1 protein-coding gene is annotated in these 556 nt (G+C 77.5%); it reads left to right on the forward strand.

Features of this window, described 5'->3' with window-relative positions; all coding sequences use genetic code 11:
- On the forward strand, positions 1-556 hold a 556-nt coding region (locus DQW85_RS21660; protein WP_162795188.1), incomplete at both ends, for an ROK family protein.

Here is a 556-nt window from a genome sequence, read left to right on the forward strand (position 1 = left end):
ACTGGTCGAGCGGCTCGACGCCGCCCTGCGCGGCGCCGGCCCGCCCGGCAGGCTGCGGCAGGTGGTGATCGGCGTGCAGGCGGCGATCGACCCGTCCACCGGCCGCCTCGGGTACGCCACCGCCAAGGACATGCCGGGCTGGCAGATCCCGCGCCTGGTGCCGGCGCTGGCCGAGGGCCTCGGCGTGCCGGTGGCGGTGGAGAACAACGTCAACCTCGTGGCGCTCGCCGAACAGGCGCACGGCGCCGCGCAGGGCCATCCCGACTTCGTGCTGCTGTGGGCCGACGAGGGCATCGGCTCGGCCATCGTGCTGGGCGGGCGGATGCACAGGGGGGCCACGGGCGGCGCGGGCGAGGTCGGCTACATGCCCACCCCGGGCGCGCCGACCGCCCGCGAGGCGGGACGGTACGCCAACCACGGCTACCAGGCGCTGACCGGCGGCCCGGCCGTGCTGAAACTGCTGCGCTCGTACGGCGTGCGCGGCACGGACTTCCGCCAGGCCGTCGCGAACGCGGTGGGCGCGGCGGAGGGCGGCGGCCAGCGGGCCGACGACGCG

The organism is Nonomuraea lactucae, assembly GCF_003313395.1.
In the GTDB taxonomy this organism is placed as follows: domain Bacteria; phylum Actinomycetota; class Actinomycetes; order Streptosporangiales; family Streptosporangiaceae; genus Nonomuraea; species Nonomuraea lactucae.